Annotated in this window: 23 protein-coding genes and 2 tRNA genes; 12 read left to right on the top strand and 13 right to left on the bottom strand. The window is 66.3% G+C overall.

Annotated elements, in window-relative coordinates:
• Positions 1–9 precede the first annotated feature (9 nt).
• Genes ACIBQ1_RS09455 through ACIBQ1_RS09435 form a run of 5 tightly spaced genes read right to left on the bottom strand, consistent with a single transcriptional unit; the run spans position 10 to position 1736 of the window.
• Entirely contained in the window at positions 10–132 is a 123-nt protein-coding gene (locus ACIBQ1_RS09455; protein ID WP_397275927.1) for a hypothetical protein, read from the bottom strand.
• Positions 129–455: a hypothetical protein gene (locus tag ACIBQ1_RS09450; RefSeq protein ID WP_397275926.1), complete on the bottom strand. Its 327-nt coding sequence runs from the start codon at positions 453–455 to the stop codon at positions 129–131. Before ACIBQ1_RS09450 ends, ACIBQ1_RS09455 begins: the two co-directional genes overlap by 4 nt.
• The gene (locus ACIBQ1_RS09445; RefSeq protein ID WP_397275925.1) at positions 452–1159 is read right to left on the bottom strand and encodes a Bro-N domain-containing protein; all 708 of its coding nucleotides are present in this window, start codon (positions 1157–1159) and stop codon (positions 452–454) included. Before ACIBQ1_RS09445 ends, ACIBQ1_RS09450 begins: the two co-directional genes overlap by 4 nt.
• Positions 1156–1500: a helix-turn-helix domain-containing protein gene (locus ACIBQ1_RS09440; RefSeq protein ID WP_397275923.1), complete on the bottom strand. Its 345-nt coding sequence runs from the start codon at positions 1498–1500 to the stop codon at positions 1156–1158. Before ACIBQ1_RS09440 ends, ACIBQ1_RS09445 begins: the two co-directional genes overlap by 4 nt.
• A complete protein-coding gene (locus ACIBQ1_RS09435; protein ID WP_397275922.1) occupies positions 1497–1736 on the bottom strand; it encodes a helix-turn-helix domain-containing protein in 240 nt (79 codons plus the stop codon). Before ACIBQ1_RS09435 ends, ACIBQ1_RS09440 begins: the two co-directional genes overlap by 4 nt.
• Before the next feature lie 285 nt (positions 1737–2021).
• On the opposite strand from ACIBQ1_RS09435, the gene ACIBQ1_RS09430 reads away from it, so the two are divergent.
• Positions 2022–2405, top strand: a complete 384-nt coding sequence (locus tag ACIBQ1_RS09430; protein ID WP_397275921.1) for a hypothetical protein — start codon at positions 2022–2024, stop codon at positions 2403–2405.
• A gap of 1335 nt (positions 2406–3740) precedes the next feature.
• Positions 3741–5414 (top strand): hypothetical protein, encoded by a 1674-nt coding sequence (locus ACIBQ1_RS09425; protein ID WP_397275920.1) that lies wholly within the window; start codon positions 3741–3743, stop codon positions 5412–5414.
• Positions 5415–5520: 106 nt separating this feature from the next.
• Here ACIBQ1_RS09425 and ACIBQ1_RS09420 read toward each other — a convergent pair.
• The 7 genes from ACIBQ1_RS09420 to galU form a co-directional block, all read right to left on the bottom strand.
• Positions 5521–5594: transfer RNA gene (locus ACIBQ1_RS09420), tRNA-Ala, on the bottom strand.
• Between the two features lie 49 nt (positions 5595–5643).
• Positions 5644–6231, bottom strand: a complete 588-nt coding sequence (locus ACIBQ1_RS09415) for a hypothetical protein (RefSeq protein ID WP_397275919.1) — start codon at positions 6229–6231, stop codon at positions 5644–5646.
• A 124-nt stretch (positions 6232–6355) separates the two neighbouring features.
• On the bottom strand, positions 6356–7009 hold the full coding sequence (locus ACIBQ1_RS09410) for a GNAT family protein (RefSeq protein WP_355369839.1): 654 nt from the start codon (positions 7007–7009) through the stop codon (positions 6356–6358).
• A 46-nt stretch (positions 7010–7055) separates the two neighbouring features.
• Positions 7056–7538, bottom strand: a complete 483-nt coding sequence (locus ACIBQ1_RS09405) for a molybdenum cofactor biosynthesis protein B (RefSeq protein WP_397275917.1) — start codon at positions 7536–7538, stop codon at positions 7056–7058.
• Entirely contained in the window at positions 7535–8044 is a 510-nt protein-coding gene (moaC, locus tag ACIBQ1_RS09400) for a cyclic pyranopterin monophosphate synthase MoaC (protein WP_397276742.1), read from the bottom strand. Before moaC ends, ACIBQ1_RS09405 begins: the two co-directional genes overlap by 4 nt.
• 20 nt (positions 8045–8064) lie before the next feature.
• Positions 8065–9252, bottom strand: a complete 1188-nt coding sequence (glp, locus tag ACIBQ1_RS09395; RefSeq protein ID WP_397275916.1) for a gephyrin-like molybdotransferase Glp — start codon at positions 9250–9252, stop codon at positions 8065–8067.
• Positions 9239–10141, bottom strand: a complete 903-nt coding sequence (galU, locus tag ACIBQ1_RS09390; protein WP_397275914.1) for a UTP--glucose-1-phosphate uridylyltransferase GalU — start codon at positions 10139–10141, stop codon at positions 9239–9241. Before galU ends, glp begins: the two co-directional genes overlap by 14 nt.
• A 24-nt stretch (positions 10142–10165) precedes the next feature.
• Here galU and ACIBQ1_RS09385 point away from each other — a divergent pair, with 24 nt between their 5' ends.
• From ACIBQ1_RS09385 to mscL, 6 genes are all read left to right on the top strand, one after another.
• Positions 10166–10735, top strand: coding sequence for a 5-formyltetrahydrofolate cyclo-ligase (locus ACIBQ1_RS09385; RefSeq protein WP_397275913.1), 570 nt, complete (start codon positions 10166–10168; stop codon positions 10733–10735).
• 8 nt (positions 10736–10743) lie between these two features.
• Entirely contained in the window at positions 10744–12264 is a 1521-nt protein-coding gene (locus tag ACIBQ1_RS09380) for a potassium/proton antiporter (RefSeq protein ID WP_397275912.1), read from the top strand.
• 67 nt (positions 12265–12331) lie between these two features.
• Entirely contained in the window at positions 12332–12637 is a 306-nt protein-coding gene (locus ACIBQ1_RS09375; protein WP_397275910.1) for an FmdB family zinc ribbon protein, read from the top strand.
• A gap of 657 nt (positions 12638–13294) precedes the next feature.
• The gene (locus ACIBQ1_RS09370; protein WP_397275909.1) at positions 13295–14101 is read left to right on the top strand and encodes an S-methyl-5'-thioadenosine phosphorylase; all 807 of its coding nucleotides are present in this window, start codon (positions 13295–13297) and stop codon (positions 14099–14101) included.
• Entirely contained in the window at positions 14098–14685 is a 588-nt protein-coding gene (locus ACIBQ1_RS09365; protein WP_397275907.1) for an RcpC/CpaB family pilus assembly protein, read from the top strand. Before ACIBQ1_RS09370 ends, ACIBQ1_RS09365 begins: the two co-directional genes overlap by 4 nt.
• Positions 14686–14706: 21 nt before the next feature.
• On the top strand, positions 14707–15099 hold the full coding sequence (gene mscL, locus ACIBQ1_RS09360; protein ID WP_397275905.1) for a large conductance mechanosensitive channel protein MscL: 393 nt from the start codon (positions 14707–14709) through the stop codon (positions 15097–15099).
• A 2-nt stretch (positions 15100–15101) separates the two neighbouring features.
• Here mscL and ACIBQ1_RS09355 read toward each other — a convergent pair whose 3' ends face one another.
• Positions 15102–16139: a D-alanyl-D-alanine carboxypeptidase family protein gene (locus ACIBQ1_RS09355; RefSeq protein ID WP_397275903.1), complete on the bottom strand. Its 1038-nt coding sequence runs from the start codon at positions 16137–16139 to the stop codon at positions 15102–15104.
• 823 nt (positions 16140–16962) lie between these two features.
• On the opposite strand from ACIBQ1_RS09355, the gene ACIBQ1_RS09350 reads away from it, so the two are divergent.
• The 4 genes from ACIBQ1_RS09350 (at position 16963) to ACIBQ1_RS09335 (ending at position 20459) form a co-directional block, all read left to right on the top strand.
• Positions 16963–17035, top strand: a tRNA-Arg gene (locus ACIBQ1_RS09350).
• 534 nt (positions 17036–17569) lie between these two features.
• On the top strand, positions 17570–17863 hold the full coding sequence (locus ACIBQ1_RS09345) for a hypothetical protein (protein WP_397275902.1): 294 nt from the start codon (positions 17570–17572) through the stop codon (positions 17861–17863).
• Positions 17864–17901: 38 nt separating this feature from the next.
• A complete protein-coding gene (locus ACIBQ1_RS09340; RefSeq protein WP_397275900.1) occupies positions 17902–19911 on the top strand; it encodes a hypothetical protein in 2010 nt (669 codons plus the stop codon).
• Between the two features lie 263 nt (positions 19912–20174).
• Positions 20175–20459 carry a hypothetical protein gene (locus ACIBQ1_RS09335; protein ID WP_397275898.1) on the top strand — a complete coding sequence of 95 codons (285 nt, stop codon included), beginning with the start codon at positions 20175–20177 and terminating at the stop codon, positions 20457–20459.
• The last annotated feature ends 135 nt before the right edge of the window (positions 20460–20594 follow it).

Raw genomic sequence — 20594 nt, 5'->3', positions numbered from 1 at the left:
GGGATCTCCTCAGGAAGTAGGGGTGGCCGAGATCTCGGCGGCGAACTCTTCGGCGTCGGCCAGCTCGCGAAACACGCAGCGGATCAGCCATCCGGCGATCACTTGGTCGTTGAAGCGGTCCGTGGCAGTCATGACGCGCTCCCGTCGTGAAGCGCCTTCACTGCCTGCTCGGCCATCGCCTCGGCGAGCGTCAACTCCAGGTGGTGCAGCCCGTTCTGTCGGGCGTACAGGCGCAACTGCAGCGCCTCGTTGCGCACCACGAAGCAGAGCCAGCTCTCAAGCAGGGAGATCCAGTCGAGCGACAGCACCTCATCGGGCGTCTCGCCGCGCGCCTCCGCGATCCGCTCGATCAGCGGGAGGATCTCGCTGGTCTTGCCTGACAAGTCACTGGGGACGTTGTAGGAGCCGTCCGTCTTGCGACCGAACATGAGGCCGATGTGGTCCTGGACGTTCATGACGCGCCGCCCTCGATGGCGAATAGGTCGCCCTGCCGGTTACCCGAGGTCAGCTCGTTGCCCTCACCTGTGAAGGCGCGCAGCTTCCGCTTCGTCTCCCGGTAGTGGAACCACAGCGCCGGGACGCAGTGCCGGAACACCAGGTAGGCGCTTCCCGTCCACCAGAAGCAGTCAGCGAAGTCCGCCTTCGGCTCGAACTGCTGGTTGAGGACGCCAGCGGCCATCAAGGTGCGGCGCAGATCCACCACGCCGACACGGACCCGGTACTCCTGCCGGATGACCGTGCAGGTTTCCTTCCAGGTGTAGGCGTCCGGCTTGAACGGGTCGTCGGCCAACTCCGGTCGAGCGTCGGGGAGCGAGTACGAGCCGGTACGGCGGATGGCAGGGAGAACCTCGCGGTAGACCCAGTTCTGGAACCGGACCACCTGCTCGCGCACGTCCGCGTTCTTGATGCGGGCGGCCTGGCGCTGGCCGATCACCCGATAGAAGCCGGGCTCTGTGACGTGCCATACCTCTTGCTCGCCGCCAGGGGTGCGCACTAGTGCGTACCCCTTCTCCTCGTCGGGGACTGACCGAAGGAGGGTGCGGGCGTCACGGCTGCCGAGCGAGCGGGCCAGGCCGGGCGCTTCGACGATGAAGGAATCGCCGTCCTCGCGGATGCGGAGCTCGAACTCGCCGTTGTCGAAGAGCTGGATGTCGCTCACGCTGTCCTCCCGACACGGTTGGGCCGTTCCTTGGCGACGAGGCGGCGCACGTTGTTGCCAGCCGTCAGGGGCGGAGGTTGTGGAGTGCGGCGCTGGCGGGTCTGCTTGACCGGCTGCGGCTTCGGCTGCTGCGGCGCCGGCGCATGCGCGGGCTCGTTTTCCGGCCATCGCTCGTGCTGCTGGTCGATCCACTGGACCATCTCGTCCGTGAACCGGTACTCGCGCAGAACCTTGCGGGAAGGCCAACGGCCGAGTCGCGCCATCCGGGCGACAGCGCGGGGTGTGCAGTTGTAGCGGTCGGCCAGGTCGCCCGTGGTGTAGAGCCGTTCGGTGCCGCTCACGCGGACTCCCGGCCGGCCTTCGCCGGCTGCGCCGACATGTCCTTGATTGCTTCGAGGTCTTCCCTGGCGAAGCGGAGGAGGCGGCCAACGCGGCGGTGAGGGATGAGTCCCTTCCCTGCCCTGGACCTCAGCCAGTACGCCGTGAGCTGCACTATTTTGGCGGCTTCTTCGGCCTTGTAGAGGATCTGCTCCTGCGCCTGGTCGGCCACCCGGGCTTCGTCGTTGGTGTCGTCCATGACCTAAAACCTAGCCTCAGTCGCATGCGTTCGCAAGTTTTCACATGCTTTGACTTGCACTCGCATGCGAGTCAGCATTGCGGTCACGCGCTGACGCACGTCTCTACATGCGAAGACTCGCTAATGCGCACTGAAACCCGTAAAGTCATGTCTGACACGGGGACAACCCCTCAGATCACCCCCCGCGACAGTCAGGATGCAGCGGTCATGAGCGACACCGCGTACCCGCAGGAAGCGTGGGCGAGACTCGGACTACAGGCACGTCAGAGGCGTATCGCCCTCGGAATGAGTCAGCCCGATGTGAGCGCAGCAGGCGGCCCCTCTACCGGCGTCATCAGCAAGATCGAAAACGCCAAGCAACCGTCCTACGAGGATCGCGTGCTTGCCCAGCTCGAACGCGCCCTCCGATGGCAGCCGGGCAGCGCCCAGCAAGTGCTGGATGGTGGAGAGCCGCGCGCTATCGACGGACTCCCCTCTCTGCAAGCAGACCTACAGGCGAACGTGGACACTCTAGAAGAAGAGGGCGATTCGCCAATCACGCCACAGTTGCGCGCACTGCTTGAGCAGGCCCAACGCCAGACTCGCCTGCAGTTGGATGAGTTGGCGGCGAAGGTCGACGAGCAGAACCAGTTGATCAGAAGGCTCTTGGATGAGCGGAAGGGTGCCTAGCTAATATTTTATTAGTTAGGCATACCTTATGTAACGGATTCATTACACAGCGCGATAAGGTCTGGACCGTAACCGCTTAAAAGGCGTGATATGTAGTCCCGGCAGTCAAAAGGCGAGGGATCGTAACCGCACATCTCCAGCAGCGCAGGAGGCGTCCGGAGTGGCATCCCGCAGCAACAACCACAACGGCAACAACAATGGCAACGACGGAAGTGATGCATACGCAAAACTGATCACTAAGGCGGTCCGCTACTCGCGCCTTACACGCAAGGACCGGCGCCTCATGCTCGACACCCTCGCCCTGCTAGACCCACCGGGCGAGGAGGTCGAGCACCATGAGACCACCATCCCTCCCCGCGCTTTTCGGAACGCTCTAAGACGCCCCATCGGCTCCCGCCGCGCGCCCATCACCGTATGGATTGACGGCGTCCGAATTCCCATACTGCTGAACCCGCAAGGAAAAGCAGACCCCGAACGCGAACGATGGCTGTGGGCCTACACTCGCGACCTTGTCAGAGGGGCGCGAAGTGGACGATAACCGCGACAATATCCATCCCATGCCGCTACGCGTAGACCTCCCACCAGAGATCGCCGCGTTAGCCCTCCCCGGCAAAGAGAACGAAGAACCGACCATCGTTCTCAACGCCAACGAAAAAGACCTACGAGCCACCTACAACACGTTCCGCCTGGCAGCCCTCGCATCCTTAACCTGGGGGTGGATCGTCGAACGGGGCGACTGGATCCGCGACCACCCGGGAGTCGCCGCCAGCCTCGCCACGTCGGTCGCCGGCGGCACCCTCGCGTTGAGCCTTCAGACAGGGGTCGACCCTGAGCTGCCCTTGGCTGACCCGCCCCGGACCATCGTCTCCGTCGTGACCGTTCCGGCCCCGTCCACAGCCCGGAGCGTTCTCCCGACGCCCCGCCCAACCCGCTCCAAGAGAGCGGCCATACCCACCCGTCCACCCTCCACGAGGACGCTGGCCTCTCCAGTCGACGGCAGACCCGAACGCACCTCACGACCGACAGCAGGGCCGACGGCGCCGACCGTCCGCCCGAGCGTCAAAGCAACCTCCGCCGCACCCACACCAAGCAAGGTCCCGACACAAGACGCACCCCAAGAGGCGGGCAACGAACCCGACCCGCCACCCCCCACACGAACCACCGAAACCCCTAACGACCCGCCGGCGACGACGCAACCCCCCGCTCCGACGCAGGCATCCGGACGAGATTGCCTCATCCGCGTCGATGTGGACCCGCTCTTGGACGTCGGCGTGCTTTGCTAGTTGAACCCCTGCCCCTCCACTCCCAACCCCTCGAACCCCTCAAGGAGTCTCATTGGGCTGGTCGGAAAAGCGCGGCAAGTTCTGGCGTGCCCGCTGGAAGAGCCCCAACGGCAAAATGGAAAGCGTGTCCGGGTTCCTCACGGAGAAGGCCGCGGACAAATACTGGCAGCGGCAAGAGGCAGACATCGACGCCAACCGCTACGTCGACCCACGAGCCGGACAGATCCTCTTCGAGGACTGGGTGAACACCTGGTACCCGACCCTGGACCTGGAGCGGTCCACGCTGGAGAACTACCGTTACCACCTGGAAACCTGGGCGCTGCCCTCCTTTGAGGGCCGGTCCCTGGCGGCCATCGCGAGCACACCGGAGGAGATCGACGCCTGGGAACTCGCGGTGGCGGCCGAGACGTCGAAGCGGACCGCCAAGGATGCCCGCTCAACCCTCGCCACCTGCCTGCAAGCGGCGATCCCGCACCGTATCCAGATCAATCCGGCCATCCGGCAGCGGGCCACCGGAAAGAAGGCCACCCGCCGTATCGCGCGCAAGCAGACCCGCCGCAAGGCGTGGGCAACCCCACTGGAAGCCTTCCTGGTCGCCGAACGGGCCGCAGTGCTGAGCGGGCGGGATGACGAGTTCGTCAAGCTCATCACGAAGGCATACACGGGGGCGCGCTGGTCGGAGATCCTCGGCCTCGATCCCGGCCTGCTCCATGAGGGGAGTTGGGATCTCGACTGGAAGCTGTACGAACTAAACGGCCGCTTCTACCGGCAGTACCCGAAGGACGGCTCCATCCGGACGATCGACACCCCGCCGTTCCTGGACTCGCTCGTCGGGAAGCACCTGGAGCGGATGGGGTCCACCAGGTGTGCGTGTGACCCTGAGACGGAGGAGCCGTTCTGCGCCGGCGGCGCCTACACGTTCCTCGGCCCTGGCCGGACGCATGCCCGCCGGTCGGACTTCTCCCGGAGGGTCTTCCGCCCTGCAGCGGATGGCCGGATCCCGGCGCAGGGCGGGCAGCGGCCCCGCCCCGCAACCCCGATCCTCGTCGACGTGTCCACCACGTGGCCTGGGATCGCGGCGCCGGCCAAACACGTGGACGGGGTGTTCGAGGTGCCCTCCCGGGGGGTGCTGCGTCGGCCGGAGCGGCTGCCAGTGAACAGCCGATCAAAACGGGACGCGCTCATCCTGCACGCAGTCGATCAGGGGATGACACTCGAAGCGGCTGAGGCGCTGACGCGGGAACAGCTCCTCGACCGGTACGTGCGCGCCTCATACCTTCCTGAGGATCCGGTGTGGGGGGCCATGTGGCTGCCGGTCAAGTTCGGACTGACCCCGCACGGTCTGCGCCGGAGCCACGAGACGTGGATGGCGGAGGACCGCATCGCCGACGTTCTCCGCGACGACCGGATGGGGCACGTCGGCGAGGACGATGATCCCGACACCAAGCGCAGCATGCGGGACCGCTACACGGAGATCTCCGACACGATGCGCGGCGAGCTCGTGGACGCCCTACAGAAGCGGTGGGAGGAGTCGCTCGTGGAGAGGGTGGCTCTCGAAGCGGTCTGGTTCCGCGACAGCGGGCAGGCGCCGCGGTCGCCGGTGGGGATCGTGAACGAGGTCTTGGAGCCGTATCGGGCCGAGAGCGTCACGGGGATCGGTCGGCCGGCTCGCCGCCTGCGTGCTGCGCCTCATGGGCGGCGGCGGATTGCATCCGCGACGGGGTGAGCCGGGCTCACCTTTCCAAGGTCCACTCCCATTCCACTCCCACAATCGGACATTGATCTAACGAAAGAGGCCGTTTCCCGACTGGGAAACGGCCTCTGACCTGCGGTGGAGATGAGGGGATTCGAACCCCTGACCCCTTCGATGCGAACGAAGTGCGCTACCGGACTGCGCTACATCCCCAAGGACTCGACCAGGTTAGCAAACTCTGCGGGGTCCTCGCGCCACCGTTTCAATCGCCCACCGCCCGCCTGGGCGGTTCGGCGTACTGATCGAACAGAACGTCCGCTTGCAGCGTAGCGAGATCGATGACCTCCGCCTGGGCGGCCGCCTCTGCGGCCCGCCGCCGCTCGCGTGCCCGCCGCAGGCGCTCTGTGCGTGCCTGACGGGCCCGTTCGCGGCGTTCCCTATCCACTTGTACGGCGATGCGGAGAAACGCCATGTACGCGAACATGATGATGATCGAGGGCGCCACGCCCCACCACGGGATCATCTTGACCGCCGCCGTCACCACAGAGGCCAGCACCAGCAGCGCCGTGAAGAACAGCAGCCGCCGCCGGCGGGCCACGATGATGGCCCGGCGCCGGAGCCGGAACTGGCGCACGTCGACCTTCTCGACCTCGACAGGAGGCGACCCGTCGTCCTCGTCCGCGTCCGATGGGTCCAGGTTGTCGAGGTCGGGAAGCTGGTGTTCGCCGGTGTAGTGCTCTTCGAGCTCGGCCAGTTCGGCCAGGTTCGTCTTGTCTTTGCGCAGCCACATCGGGATCAGGACGCAAAGCCACATCACGACGATGACCAGATAGAGGAAGGCGCTGCTCACGACCACCTCCGGGCAGCACAAAGACGCGAGTGTGCTCGTCGCGCCTTCAATGTGCTCACGTCACGCACCGTAAGACCGCGTGTCACTAATTGACGAGCATTCGGTGCGGTGTGTCGCGAGATCGTCAAACCTCTTCGACGGAAGGCCCCCCGTGAGCCGCTGACTCACGCGCGCGACGCCACTGCACGAGAAGGCCGCCAGGAATGTCCTCAGCGGTCAACGCGTAGCAAATGTGGTCGCGCCAGGCCCCATCGATGTGGAGTTGGCGCCGCCGAATGCCTTCTTCCCGGAATCCGAGCTTCTCAACCACCCGGCGGCTGGCTTGATTCTCGGGACGGATGTTCGCTTCGAGCCGATGCAGGCCCGTGGTGAAGAAGCAATGGTCAACGGCCATGGCGAGGGCGGTGGGGGTGATCCCCTTCCCGGCGAGCGCGCCGTCGATCCAGTAGCCGACCTGGGCGGAACGGGCGGCGCCCCACACGATCGCGCCCACGGTCAGCTGCCCCGCGAAGCGCCCCCCGTACGTGACCACCCACGGCATCGCCAGGCCCTGCCGGGCCTCGCGGCGCAGGGTGCCGACCATGGAGACGTACGGGCCGAGCCCGGTCCTGAACAGCGGCGTCTCCGGATTGCTGGGCTCCCAGGGACGCAGCCAGTCGGCGTTTCGCAGCCGGGTCTCACGCCACACACGCACGTCGCTCAGCCGCAGCGGCCGGAGGCCTACCGGACCTTCGTTGAGGGTCACCGGCCAGCCACGAAGTCGATCCACAACTCTCATCATCCCCCCATCGGGCACGATGTCGCCACGCATCACGGAATCGCGCTCAGCGCGGGTGATCTCCACCCCGAATCTGATCAACCGCGTGCTGAAGAATCGGCGCGAGTACGGCGACGCCATCGCGTACGCCACCCGACGATCCGGGCAAATTAACGATCAAGGTGTTGCCCGCCTGGCCGGCCAGCCCTCTGGACAGTATCGAGGTGGGGACCTTTTCCCGATTCGCCAGCCGAATGGTCTCGGCTATACCGGGAATTTCCCGAGAAATTACCCTGGCCGTCATCTCCGGCGTCAGGTCCATGGGCGTCAGCCCGGTGCCCCCGGTGGTCACGATGACGTCGTACCCCTGGGCCACGCCCTCGCGGAGCGCGTCTTCGACCGGCTCGCCGTCGGGCACCACCAGGGGGCCCTCCACGACCTCGCAGCCCGCGTCGCGCCGCAGCAGGTCCACGAGCAGTGGCCCGGATTTATCCGCATAAACCCCGGCCGATGCCCGGTTCGACACGGTGATCACGAGTGCGCGGATCATTCCTGCTCCCTGGCCCAGCGACCGGTCTTCCCGCCCAGCTTCTCCTCCACCCGCACATCAGTGATCACCGCTGCCGGATCCACCGCCTTGACCATGTCGATCAACGCCAGCGCGGCCACGGAGACCGCCGTCAGCGCCTCCATCTCCACCCCGGTGCGGTCGGCCGTCTTCACCCGGCAGGTGATCGCCACGCCCCAGTCCTCGACGTCCAGCGTGACCTTCACCCCGTGCAACGCGATCGGATGGCAGAGCGGGATCAGGTCGGGCGTCCGCTTCGCCCCCATGATCCCCGCGATCCGCGCCACGCCCAGCGCGTCGCCCTTGGGCACCTCGCCGGACCGCAGCAGCGACACGACCTCGCCCGACAGCAGCACGCGCCCGGTCGCCGTGGCGGTGCGAGCCGTCACGTCCTTGGCGGAAACGTCCACCATGCGAGCGGCGCCGGTCTCATCCACATGGGTCAGCCCCGAGTCCGCACGGGGCAGCCCCGAGTCCGCCTGGGTCAGCCCCGGGCCCTCCGAGTCGCTCACAGCCGGATCACCTCGACAGTCGTCCCCTCGGGCAACTCGGTCACGTCCTCCGCCACCACGATCAGCGCGTTCGCCGCGGCCAGGGCGGCGAGCTGGTGCGACCCCTGCCCGTGCAGCGGCGACACCGTGCCGTCCGAAGCCAGCACGCCGCGCAGGAACGACCGCCGCCCGGCAGGCGAGCGCACCGGCGCGGTCAGGCGGGCGGGCACCGACTCGGGGATGTTCGCGGGGAGCCCGCGCATCTTGTCGAGCGCCGGACGTACGAACAGCCTGAAAGACACAAAAGACGACACCGGGTTGCCGGGCAGCGCGAAGATCGGCACCTGGTCCTCCCCCAGCACGCCGAACCCCTGCGGCATCCCCGGCTGCATCGCCACCTTCTCGAACCGGACCGTCCCCAGCGGCGACAGAGCCTCCTTGACCGGCTCGTAGGCCCCCATGGACACCCCACCGCTGGTGATGATCGCATCGGCCCGCACCAGGTGGGTGTCGAGCCGATCGAGCAGTACGCCCGGATCGTCCCCGACAGACCCCGCCCGATAGCCCTCGCCCCCGGCCTCCCGCACGGCGGCGGTCAGCGTGAAGCTGTTGGAGTCCCAGATCTGCCCGGGAGCCAGCGAATTTCCGGGCTCGACCAGCTCCGCGCCCGTCGAGATGACGACGACCCTGGGCCTCGGCCGCGCCAGGACCCGCCGCCGCCCCACCCCGGCGATGATCCCGAGCTGGGCGGGCCCGATCACCGTGCCCGGCTTGAGCACGACCTCGCCGGCCTGCACGTCCTCCCCCGCCCGGCGGATCGCGTTGCCGACGCTCACCTGGCGCGAGATCTGTACGGAGACGGTCCCCCCGTCCGTCCACTCCACCGGCACCACGGCGTCGGCCCCGGCCGGCATGGGCGCGCCGGTCATGATCCGGACGGCGTGCCCGGGCCCCACGGCCCGCAGCTCCTCGGACCCGGCCGCCACATCGTCGGTCACCGGCAACGTAACCGGAACCTCCGAAATATCGACAGCCCGTACGGCATAGCCATCCATGGCCGAGTTGTCGAACGGCGGCAGCGGCACCGGCGAGATCACCTCCTCGGCCAGCGTCGCCCCCAGCGCCTGCTCCAACTCCAGCTCCAGCGGCGCCAGCGGACGAACGGTGGCCAGGATCTCAGCCAGATGCTCGTCAACCGATTTCATCGAGGAACTCCCGCAGCCACGGCACGAAATCGGGCGCGAGGTCCTTCCGGTCCGCCGCGAACTTCACCACCGTCCGCAAATAGTCAAGCTTGTCGCCGGTGTCGTACCTGCGCCCTCTGAACAGCACCCCATGCACGGGCCCACCGTCACCGGAGGCGCGTCCGGCGAGCGTGCGCAGCGCGTCGGTGAGCTGGATCTCGCCCCCGCGCCCCGGCGGCGTGTTCTCCAGCACCTCGAACACCGCGGGATCGATCACGTAGCGCCCGATGATCGCCCAGTTGGACGGCGCCTCGTCGGCCGGCGGCTTCTCCACCAGGTCGGTCACGCGTACGACATCGTCGTCCGCGGTGGCCTCGATGGTCGCGACGCCGTACAGGGAGACCTGCTCCTTGGGCACCTCCATCAGCGCGATCACGCTCCCCCCGAACGTGTCGCGCACCTCGATCATGCGCTTGAGCAGCGGATCGCGATAGTCGATCAGGTCGTCGCCGAGCAGGCAGGCGAACGGGTGGTCGCCGACGTGCTGCTTGGCGCAGAGCACCGCGTGGCCGAGCCCCTTGGGCTCGCCCTGACGTACGTAGTGGAGCGTCGCCAGCGAGGCCGGCTCGCGAACCTGGGACAGCCGGTGCTCGTCGCCCTTGGCCTCAAGGGCCTCCTCCAGCTCGAACGCGCGGTCGAAGTGATCCTCGATGGAGCGTTTATTCTTGCCGGTGACCATGAGCACGTCGAGGAGCCCAGCGGAGGCTGCCTCCTCGACGACATACTGGATCGCGGGCTTGTCGACGATGGGCAACATCTCCTTCGGTGTCGCCTTGGTCGCCGGAAGGAACCGGGTGCCCAGACCCGCGGCGGGCACGACGGCTTTCGTCACAGGGTCGAAGTCAGCCATGAGTAGACCCTAGTGGAGGTATCTGTGGACAAGCTGAACCTGCGTCGCGACCTGAGCTCGGCACGTGCCTCCCTCTCCCCCGAACAACAGCGGGCAAACGCCGTCAAGATCCGCGAAACGCTGCTCGACCAGCCGTGGGTTCAGATGGCCGGCCTCGTGGCCTGCTACTGGTCAACGGGGTCGGAGCCGGACACGCACGGGCTCGTGTTCGCTCTCTGGAAACATGGAGCCACCGTTATCCTCCCCGTCCTGCTTGAGGACTTCGACCTGGATTGGGCGGTGTACGACGGGCCGGACTCGCTCACCCCGGGCCGCTTCGGGATCATGGAGCCGGTCGACACCCGCCGCGGCGTCGACGCCATCCGCACCGCCGCGCTCGTGATCGTCCCGGCCCTGGCGGTGGACAGGACGACGGGTGTACGTCTGGGACGTGGCGGCGGCTCGTACGATCGAGCCCTGGCCAGGGTGGGCCCCAACGTCCCGACGGTCGCGCTGCTGCACGACGGCGAGCTGATCGACGGCATCCCGGCGGAGCCTCATGACCGTCACGTCCGTTTTGCCGTGACACCAGGGGGACTCACTAGGCTTATGTGACCGCAGGTATGAGAGGGGGCCAGATGACACTGGATGTCTGGCTTCTTCTTGGTGCCGTGATTGTTATCGCGGCCATCGCGTCGGTGCGCATCGCGCACCGCACCGGCCTGCCCAGCCTGCTCGTGTATCTCGGCTTCGGCCTGGTCCTGGGCGAGGCCGGGTTCGGGATCCCCTTCGACAATCCCCAGCTGGCCCAGCAGATCGGGCTGACGGCGCTGGCGGTGATCCTTGCCGAAGGCGGACTTACCACGAACTGGCCGCATGTGCGGCGTTCAGTCCCCTTGGCCCTGATCCTGGCGACCGTGGGCGTGGCGGTCAGCGTCGCGGTGGTCGCGCTGGGCGTACAGGCGATTCTCGGCATAGACCAGACGACGGCGCTGATCCTCGGCGCGGTGCTGGCCTCCACGGACGCCGCCGCGGTCTTCTCCGTGCTGCGCAGGCTGCCGCTGCCGCCCCGGCTGGCGGGCGTGCTGGAGGCCGAGTCGGGCTTCAACGACGCCCCCACAGTGATCGCCGTGGTGCTGCTCAGCGGGGCGTCGACCTCTTCCGCGTCCGTGGGAACGTTCCTTCTGGAGACCTCGGTCGAGCTGATCATCGGCGCCGCGGTCGGCCTGGCCGTCGGCCCCGCAGGCGCGTACACGCTGCGCCGCGTCGCGCTCCCCGCCTCCGGCCTCTACCCCCTCGCCGTGCTCTCGCTCACCTTCGTCTCGTACGGCGGCGCCGTGCTGCTGCACGGCTCGGGGTTCCTGGCCGTCTACCTGACGGCGTTGATCCTGGGCAATTCGCGGCTGCCGCACCGGGCGGCGACCAGGGGGTTCGCGGAGGGGGCCGCGTGGCTGGCGCAGATCGGGCTGTTCGTCATGCTGGGCCTGCTGGCCAGCCCGAACGAGATGCCGTCGGCCATCGTGCCCGGCCTGATCGCCGGCACCGTCCTGGTGCTCCTGGCGCGGCCGCTCTCCGTCGTGGTGAGCTCGCTGCTTGCACGGGGGCTGCGGATGGGCAGGGTGAGCTGGCGCGAACAGGCGTTCCTGTCGTGGGCGGGGCTGCGCGGCGCGATCCCGATCGTGCTCGCCACCATCCCCTGGGCGTCGAACGTGACGGGGTCCAAGGAGATCTTCAACGAGGTCTTCGTGATCGTCATCGTGTTCACGCTGCTGCAGGGGCCGACGCTGCCGTTCGTGGCCCGGCTGCTCGGGGTGGCCGCCCCCGGCGAGGCGCACGACCTGGAGGTCGAGGCGGCGCCACTGGAGGAGCTCAAGGCGGACCTGCTGCAGGTCAAGGTGCCTTCCGGCTCTCGGCTGCACGGCGTGGAGATCTTCGAGCTCCGCCTGCCCGCCGGGGCGCAGGTGACCCTGATCGTCCGCGACGGCAAATCCTTCGTCCCCACCGGGAGCACCAGGATCCGGGCGGACGACCAGCTCCTGCTGGTCACCACGGCCTCCTGCCGTGACCAGGTCGAACGCCGCCTGCGCGCCGTGAGCCGCAGTGGAAAGCTGGCGGGCTGGTACGGAGAGCGGGGACTGGAATAGGCGTTTGACCTAATCGGTTACCATTAGCAGTCGCATCCCTCGAGTGCCAGACCTTAAGGAGGAGCGCGTGCCGACGTACCAGTACGCCTGCAATGACTGCGGCGAGCAGCTCGAGGTCGTTCAGAAGTTCACCGACGACGCGTTGACGATCTGCCCTGCCTGCGAGGGGAACCTGCGGAAGGTCTTCTCGGCCGTCGGCATCGTGTTCAAGGGCTCGGGCTTCTACCGGACCGACAACCGCGCGTCGTCGACCTCGACTTCCACGGCGTCCTCTTCTTCCTCGTCGTCCCCGTCGTCGAAGCCCGCGGAGAGCAAGTCCTCGGACACGAGCTCGTCCGCCCCCGCCGCCGCCCCCGCCGCGGCCTCCAGCTGACCTTCCCGGCAGCCACACCCAGGGCCTGGCCGCCCAGCGGCCACGGACACCTGGGCGGGGTTTCCGCGTCCGTCCGGCCGCGCTCGCATACGCGCGGGATCTTCATGTACGCGTCAGGCGGGGTCACATACGTGCACCGACGTGAGGCGCCGGCCCACGCCGGCACCACACCCGCCTCGCGAAAAGCCCCATCCGCCTCGCGTAGGGCCCCATCCGCCTCGCGTAGGGCCCCATCCGCCTCGCACCCGCACCGCACGCGAGCCGACATCAGCCCCGCACGCGAGCCCGCACTCGGCGTCGGACCTGCGCGTCACTCGATCTCACACTCGTGCGCCGCAGCCATATGCGGGTCCTACGCGCGAGCCCACACTCGCGCCCGCTCATCGGCACCGGTCAGCACCCACCAACTCGCCTGAATGCGCACACCACCAACGGCAGACGATGACCCCTGCCCCTGGTGGCCCCACGGGATCCTGGAACCCCGCGCCAGGCTGCACCGGGCGCCCGTTTCCACCCGACAATTCCCCACTCCGTGCGACATCTCGGATCCACCGGAACCCCCAGACCCACCCGGTGCCACCACCCCCGAAATCGAGTTATCCACAGAACAGGATTCGGCCCGCCCTGGCCCATCCCCGATCCGGCTACTCTCTCGCCATGGTCACTCGCGCAGACATCGGCGTCATCGGCGGTTCCGGCTTCTACTCGCTGCTCGACGACGCGGAAGAGATCAAGCTCTCCACACCCTACGGCCCTCCGAGCGACGTCGTCACGGTCGGCCGCATCGGCACACGTTCGGTGGCGTTCATCCCCAGACACGGACGAGATCACCGTTTCCCACCGCACCGCATCCCCTTCCGCGCCAACCTCTGGGCACTGCGCATGCTCGGCGTGCGCCAGGTGCTCGCGCCCAGCGCCGTAGGCTCGCTGAGAGCCGAGTACGGCCCGGGCGCCATGGTCATCCCCGACCAGCTCGTCGACCGCACCTCAGGCCGCGTCCAGACCTATTACGACGTGGACGGCGCGGTCCACGTCTCCTTCGCCGACCCCTACTGCCCGTCAGGCCGTGCCACCGCGGTGGAAACCGCCCGCTCGACCGGCTGGGAGACCGTCGACGGCGGCACCCTGGTGGTCATCGAGGGCCCGCGGTTCTCGACGCGGGCGGAGTCTCAGTGGTTCGCCGGCAACGGGTGGTCGATCGTCGGCATGACCGGTTTCCCCGAGGCCATCCTGGCCCGCGAGCTGGCCCTCTGCTACACCTCGCTCTCCCTGGTGACCGACCACGACGCCGGGATCGAGGCCGGCGAGGGGGTCACGCACGACGAGGTCCTGAAGTTCTTCGCGCAAAACGTCACCCGCATGCGCGCCCTGGTGGCGGAGACCGTGCAAGCCCTCCCCGAGGAGCGCACGTGCCCGTGCGGGTCGGCTCTCGACGGCATCAAGCTCCCCTTCGAGCTGCCGTGATCCGGGCCTGGCTGATCCGCTACGGCCGCCGTCGCCGCCTCGTCGCGGCGGCGCTGGCCGCCCTGGCCGTCATGTCGGCCTTCATCGCCACCCGCCCCGAGCCGTCGCCCACGGTCCTGGTGGCGGCCCGCGACCTGTCTCCCGGCCCCCTCGGCCCGGGCGACCTGACCCCTGCCGCCCTCAACCGTCCACCAGCGGGCGCCGTACGCGCGGCCGCGGCGGGCCAGATCCTGGCGAGCCCCATGCGCAAGGGCGAGCCGCTGACGGATGTCCGCCTTCTCCACTCGTACCGGTTGCCGCCAGGGATGGTCGCCACCCCGGTCCGCATCGCCGACGCGGCGGCCGCGAGCCTCCTCGCCCCCGGCGCCACGATCACCGTCCTGGCGGCCGGCGAGGAACCCCTCCCGGCCCGCGCGGTAGCCGAGGACGTGAGGGTCATCACGATCCTGCAGTCTTCCAAGACCACGAGCCAAACCCACGGCGCCTTGGTCGTGCTCACCACCACTCCGACCCAAGCCGCCGAACTCGCGTCCGCCCAGACGACCGGCCACCTTTCGATCACCATCAAAGCTAGCACAGCGTAATCGCTCGGCTACGATCTTCTCATGAATGGATTCAAGAAGTTCCTCATGCAGGGGAACGTCATCGACCTGGCCGTGGCGGTCGTCATCGGGGCGGCTTTCAACTCGATCGTGCAGTCGTTCGTGGCCGACCTCCTCACCCCGCTGATCTCGGCGTTCGGCGGCCTGCCCGACTTCTCCTCGCTCAAGGTCACGATCGGCCAGTCCAACTTCATGTACGGCAACTTCATCAACGCGATCATCTCGTTCCTGATGATCGCCACGGTGGTCTATTTCCTGCTGGTGAAGCCGTACACGCACCTCAAAGACCGCAACGCCGCCAGGATCGAGTCGAAGACCCGCGACTGCCCCGAATGCCTGTCGGAAATCCCCAAGGCCGCGTCCCGCTGCGCCTTCTGCAGCTCACAGGTCGCGTAGGGCTACAGCAGCGAATCGTTCTTGGGGTCATACTCCCAATGCCATGGCTCGAACGGGCCGCTGTAGGCCCAGGAGGGATGGAACCACCCGTACCTCTTGGAGTTCTTCTCCATCCACACGAACTCCGTCGACCCGGACCTCTCCACCCCACCACACAGGTCCACGGCCAGCCCGAGCCCATGGTTACTACGCCCAGGCACGGCGGCGAACCCCGGCCGCCGATAGTAGACCGACTGCTGCTCGGCCAGGCTCCGATAGGCGTCGGTGACGCACATGCTCTTCCCGAACCGCTTGCGGTAAGCCTCGTTCAGGCTCACGAACGCGATGGTGGCGTCGGCCCTCAGACTGAACCCCTTCTGCTGCAACGGACAGAGCATGCTCTTCGGAATCAGCCCGTTGGGATAGTCGTTGGCCGTCGCCGCCCTCAGCGGGTTGCACCCCAGCGCCGCCCGCCCGACCTTGTCGATCTTGATACCCATCTTCACGAGCTGGGCGGTGAGCGACTTCACGATCTTGTCGGAACGCTGCCGCAACGTGTCCACCTCGACGGCCAGCTGCGCCTCGGCCAGCAGGTTGCCCGCCCGCAGTTCCTGCGCCTCCGCGGCCAGCCCCTCCGCCTGCTTGTACAGCGCGCTGGTCTGTTCGACGGCCTGCTGCCGTACAGAGACGATCTGAGTCACGTCGCTGAGCGCCCGCAGCGTGGTCTCGTCCGCGGTCCCGGACAGGAACGGCACGATCCCGTCGGCCATGATCGGCTGCTCATACAGCAGTTCGGCCATCTGCGACACCGGCTGCCGCATCACCGCCACCCGCCGCTCCAGGTCCTGCAGCGCCGCCAGCTTGGTCTTCAGCTGCTTCTCAGAGGTGGCGATGTCCGTCCGCCGCTTCTCCAGGGCCTTGGTGGCGTCCTCGAGTTCCTTGGCCGACCGCTCGGCGTCTTTCCGCAGCCCGGCCAGGTCACCAGGATCCTGCCGCTCCTGCGCCTGTACGACCTGCGCCTGAGCGCGCCCCTGCCCGGAGGGCACGAAAAGAGAAGCCACCGCCATGACTACCGCGATCAGACCCGCTGATCGAGGGGCTGGCACGTTCGACTCCTCCGTTTGCAAACTCGTTACCTGGGTCAGGCACGCACGTTACTACAGCCCCCCGAGTGCCCGGACCGAACTCGGGAGAGCTGTTATGAGACAAAAAGCGCACTCTGTCCGCCCACCCCCCACCACCAGCCAGATCTCGCCACCCGAAATCCCCCGAAACACAGCCCGCTCAGATACCAGGCACCAAACTGCCACCAACCCTCAACCCCACCCCTTCCCGGCACAGATCCCACAACCAGGTGTCCATCCACTCCCCCGGACACCCAACCTGAGTCCGCACCGGAGCCGGCGTAACAGGCTCCTCACCCCCAGACTCCGAATCCACCACAGCCGGCACCGGCGAAACAGGCGGAACAACAGCCACCCGCGGCCGACTCACCGCCAGCACAGGAGCCGGCACACTCCCCTCGTACACCCGATCCGGATGCGCCGGCGCCCGAACCACCACCGGCCCGAACCCCACCCGCACAACCCGCCCGGGACCCACCACGGGAGCACCCCCCTCAAACCCCCGCATCTCCCCAGCCAACAACCCCCCAGCAAGGATCGCCGGCGCCAACAACGCCCCAAACAACACGACAGGCCGCCGCCGCGCCTGCTTGCATCGCCTCCTGGTCACAGGTAGACGCTATCCACGCGGGATGCGCAAGATTCTGACCACTTGTCATGCCTTTACCGCAGCTCAGAGCACCCATAACCAACCCGACCAAACTCACCCCGGCTCCACGTCCCACGCAGTGCCAGACTTTCGCTAGGCTTACGAGCGTCCGCCTCCGTAGCTCAGGGGATAGAGCACCGCTCTCCTAAAGCGGGTGCCGCAGGTTCGAATCCTGCCGGGGGCACGCTTCTCGACCAGGCAATTTGGCCCCTGACCTGCGGTTTCCCAGTCGCAGGTCTTTTGCTTTCCAAGACCGCTTGAGGCAGTTGAGAGCAGCCAGAGGCAGCTGCAGGACAGAGTTCTGGGGATATATGGGGGATGATCTTGGCGAGCTCTGCCCCCGCCTCACCTGGGCATCGCCCCTGAAGTGTGGCGGCCCGTCGGTGGTGCCCGGGTGCGATCGGATGGCTTTGGAGCGACGCGCGACCCGGCGAGACCGCCACGCGACGGCGCCCGGCGCAGCCATCTCGGGCCACCTACGTGGCGGATGACCGCGACACCCAGGCCGGCGGAAGGTGCGGCCCGGTCCCGGACATCAAGTGGGCGCATGGCCGCCCATGCAGCCGAGGCGTTTGTCTCCAGAAGTGATACGCACCGGCCGGGAAAATGTTTGAGCATATGCCATATGAGCAGTTCGGCTCGACGGCTCTACTACAGCCCTTTATCGTCACATTGATCCCATAGATAGTCGTCCTCAAGGTCCAAAGGATCCCGACTGATGGCGACCCAGGAACAGATCGCCGCCGCTCGGCGCATGATCGAACAGTTACGCGACCAGCATGCCAACGACGTGCGCAAGCTCATCGGCCTTCTGGAGAGCGGAGCGATGAAGGGCAAGGCAGCCGACAAGCTCATTAAGGACTGCCATGCATGGGAAGCCGCGTATAAGAGCGCCTTCCAGCGAGCACTCACGCTGGTCGAATCCATACCCGGGGAACCTGAACCCACGAGGCAGCCGAGCCAGTGGCCAGGCAAGCCGTTCCTGCCGCCCCCTGACGGGATTCGCCGATGAGCCCGTCTCCTAATCGGGTCGGCATCGACCCTGAGCTCATGACGCAGCTGATCTCTGAGATGAAACGCATCGAGCGGTCATGGTCCGAAGTGGACGCGCAGCTCTACAACGCTTTGAGGTCGATCGGCACGAGCCTGCCGGGGCCGGGGCTGTTGAGGGACATCGGCTTCCAGATCGGTCAAGAGGTCCCCAGTCTCCAGCGCAGGCTTGACCTGATCGTCTCTACGCAGAAGATCGGGCTCGACAAGGGAGTGGTCTGGGCAGACGAGACGCTGTGGGCGTCGAGCTCACCCGCAGGCGGCGCGGCAGCCGCCAAGTCCGCCGCCGAACAGCTTCGGCAAGCAAGAAAGGACGCGGACAGCGTCAAAGGCCAAAAGGTGATATCGCCGGAGACGCTGAAGCTGCTGGAAAAGCATCAGCACGATCCCTACTTCGCCGTCGCCTTAGCCAAGGAGATCCCACCTGCGGAGCTCAAAGCCATCCTCCAAGATCTCTACGACTCGGTCCGCAACCCCGTCGGCGAGCGCCGGCCAGGGCCGCCTTCCGACAAGCTGGAAGACCTAACGAGGCTGCTCAGTGTCACTCTCGGCACGGCCTCTCGGGGCGTCGGCAACATGCGACTACCCAAGGGCTACGCCGACGAACTGATTCGCCATACTGATGGCATCGCGGGCCTGGAGGACGCCATCGTGGGCAAGCTCCTGCAGCACGGCGCCTTCGATGATGCGTTCCTGCTCGACATCACCAACAAGGTGTACGACAACGCTCGGAAGCCGACCTCCGAAAGACAGGACATCATCGCGTTCGGCCCCGGCCTGGCCAGCGCCCTGGCCAACAATCCCAGAGTCGCGCAGGACTTCTTCACCGATCCCGCACGCAAGCCCTTGGCCTTCCTGGTACGTCAGACCTACTGGGGTGACAGAGGCGCGGCACTGGGCAAAGCGATCGAGGCGGCCAGCACGACGTACCGTGATCACGGCCAACCACCAGGAACCTCACGGGGATACAAGTCCGCTCTCATTGCGTCCTGGGCAATCCACTTCTGGTCAGACGAAAAGGTGCAGAGGTCCCTTCCCGACACCCGGCAAAGCTTCGCGCGGATCGTCTCCGACTACATGAGCGACGTTCACCGAGTAGCCAACCGCGATGTGCCCGAGGAGCCCGGCGTTGTGTCGCTGCCTGACACGGACCCGAACCTTCCCGGCTATCAAGATCACGGCGCCAAGTTCCATCACAAGGAGTTGAAGAGCGTTCTGATCTGGGCAGCCAAGGAGCCGGATGCCTTCAAGACCGTTGTGGAAGGCCACGGAGAGTACAGCTTTCGCGTCTTGAACGCACGCGGATCGGAGGTTGCGAACGAAATCAAAGCCGAGTTCACCGCCTGGCAGAAGCGGAACCCCGCCGCGACACAGGCAGAGCAGAGCGCATATCGCCAGAAGCTGATCAAGGAAACCATGTCTGGGAATCCAGGCGACTTCTTCAATGCGCAAGTCACTGGGCTGAGCAAATCGCTCTACTTCCTGATCGACTCCGCGAACATTGCGAGCATCAACGAGGCAGATCGTAAGGATCAGTGGGAGAAAGCTTTCACGGATGGCATAAAACGCACCACCAAACTTGCGCTCACCCCTGCAGGAGACGGTGCGAACGCTGTCTTTGACTTTGTCGAGGCTTATGTGAGCGACAATCAGAATCCCACAAGAGGAGAGAAAGCGCGCGATGAAGCAGTGGACAAGTTGACACAGAGCCAGAACCTGTTCAAGTTCCTGACGGCCAACGTCATGCTACGCCATGGCCTATTCGGCGACGAGAAAGCGCCCGGCAGCGGCCATCCTCACGCTTTCGAGAACTACGCCAAGGGTTCGACGGGAGACTTCCTGACGGACGGTCGCATCAAGCCGCCCGATCGCATGGATGCCGATGAGTCGTACGCATACGACGAATGGCTCAAGCATTCGATAGCCTCCGGCATCTTCAATAACACGGCGCAGTCCGTTCACAACGGCTTCGAACTTCCTTCACCTCCCTATAAAGCAGCGCAGCCATGAGGACATGGTACGTCACAACGCTGTTGACAGTCGCTCTATTTGTCGCGACGTCATGCTCTTTCTCGCCTCCACCACCGCCTGCGGATCGCCGTCCGCTAGGCAACATCACAGCTTCTCCCACAGAGTGCGGGATTCTTTCTCACCAGGCCATCGCTCGGGCGTTGGGCAGGGGCAGCTTCTACTCAAGCGGATCCGACTCAGCTGCTCACTTCTCACACTGCGTCATCACCAAGTCCCCGGCATTCGAAGAAAAAGGGGCACTGATGTCCATCGAGCTTCACGACCCGTTCGGGTCGACCGTGGATGCCCTACACAATGCGAAAGCTGAGGACAAAGGCACCGATCTCCCTGCCGATGCCGGTCCCGGCTATAGCGCTCCCATCATAGATACAGAAAAAAACGTCATCGGCGCACGAGCGCGAGCCTGGACGCAAGACGTTACCAAGGTGCTCGACATAAAGATTGTCCGAGGCGGACCAGGCCGCGACCACAAGGCAGACGTAGTCGAGTTCGTCCGCCAACTGAAGCCTCTACTTCTTTCCTCATAGTCCATATTCCCGACCTAAGCCATATGTCCCACCACCCCGCAGAATCCGTCGCCGCTCGCCACACTGCGAGAAGCAGAACGGAAATGGCCAACAAGGTAGAAGCGAACCGGCCGGAGGTGTAAAACCATGCGGGAC

Source organism: Nonomuraea sp. NPDC050153 (assembly GCF_044460125.1).
In the GTDB taxonomy this organism is placed as follows: domain Bacteria; phylum Actinomycetota; class Actinomycetes; order Streptosporangiales; family Streptosporangiaceae; genus Nonomuraea.
The sequence above is the reverse complement of the archived record's forward strand: the minus strand, read 5'-3'. Positions and strand labels throughout refer to the sequence as shown.

Excerpts from the sequence above, each read along its gene's own strand:
- ACIBQ1_RS09450 (WP_397275926.1), bottom strand. The coding sequence starts at position 455 with ATGAACGTCCAGGACCACATCGGCCTCATGTTCGGTCGCAAGACGGAC.
- ACIBQ1_RS09455 (WP_397275927.1), bottom strand. The coding sequence starts at position 132 with ATGACTGCCACGGACCGCTTCAACGACCAAGTGATCGCCGGATGGCTG.
- ACIBQ1_RS09405 (WP_397275917.1), bottom strand. The coding sequence starts at position 7,538 with ATGATCCGCGCACTCGTGATCACCGTGTCGAACCGGGCATCGGCCGGG.
- ACIBQ1_RS09370 (WP_397275909.1), top strand. The coding sequence starts at position 13,295 with ATGGTCACTCGCGCAGACATCGGCGTCATCGGCGGTTCCGGCTTCTAC.
- ACIBQ1_RS09430 (WP_397275921.1), top strand. The coding sequence starts at position 2,022 with ATGAGTCAGCCCGATGTGAGCGCAGCAGGCGGCCCCTCTACCGGCGTC.
- ACIBQ1_RS09435 (WP_397275922.1), bottom strand. The coding sequence starts at position 1,736 with ATGGACGACACCAACGACGAAGCCCGGGTGGCCGACCAGGCGCAGGAG.
- ACIBQ1_RS09340 (WP_397275900.1), top strand. The coding sequence starts at position 17,902 with ATGACGCAGCTGATCTCTGAGATGAAACGCATCGAGCGGTCATGGTCC.
- ACIBQ1_RS09335 (WP_397275898.1), top strand. The coding sequence starts at position 20,175 with ATGTCCATCGAGCTTCACGACCCGTTCGGGTCGACCGTGGATGCCCTA.
- ACIBQ1_RS09410 (WP_355369839.1), bottom strand. The coding sequence starts at position 7,009 with ATGAGAGTTGTGGATCGACTTCGTGGCTGGCCGGTGACCCTCAACGAA.
- galU (WP_397275914.1), bottom strand. The coding sequence starts at position 10,141 with ATGGCTGACTTCGACCCTGTGACGAAAGCCGTCGTGCCCGCCGCGGGT.
- mscL (WP_397275905.1), top strand. The coding sequence starts at position 14,707 with ATGAATGGATTCAAGAAGTTCCTCATGCAGGGGAACGTCATCGACCTG.
- glp (WP_397275916.1), bottom strand. The coding sequence starts at position 9,252 with ATGAAATCGGTTGACGAGCATCTGGCTGAGATCCTGGCCACCGTTCGT.
- ACIBQ1_RS09345 (WP_397275902.1), top strand. The coding sequence starts at position 17,570 with ATGGCGACCCAGGAACAGATCGCCGCCGCTCGGCGCATGATCGAACAG.
- ACIBQ1_RS09380 (WP_397275912.1), top strand. The coding sequence starts at position 10,744 with ATGAGAGGGGGCCAGATGACACTGGATGTCTGGCTTCTTCTTGGTGCC.